Annotated in this window: 1 pseudogene; it reads left to right on the top strand. The window is 57.9% G+C overall.

The features are described from left to right. Nucleotides 1–57 precede the first annotated feature (57 nt). Nucleotides 58–242: pseudogene (locus HMPREF2935_RS12905) on the top strand (IS256 family transposase); the annotation flags it as partial.

The following is a 242-nucleotide window of genomic DNA, read 5'->3' as shown; positions in this document are numbered from 1 at the left end:
TGGTGTGCTTTCCGGGTGAGTAAAAACAGGCCACGATGCCCGGTATGTGCTGGGCAAATGAAGAAAAACGGAACCACATCCAAAGGCACAACCAGGTGGCGGTGCAAAGACCCGAACTGCGGCAGCTCCACGACACGAACTCGCACCGATCTCACGCAGGCCTGCGACTTCAAAGCCTTCATCTCCTATGTCACCTCCACAGCGACGTTGTCTGAACTCGCCGGGGGGCCTAACCCCCGGAA

This window comes from Corynebacterium sp. HMSC076D02 (genome assembly GCF_001813815.1).
In the GTDB taxonomy this organism is placed as follows: Bacteria; Actinomycetota; Actinomycetes; order Mycobacteriales; family Mycobacteriaceae; genus Corynebacterium; species Corynebacterium simulans.
This window is presented reverse-complemented; position numbering and strand designations above follow the sequence as displayed.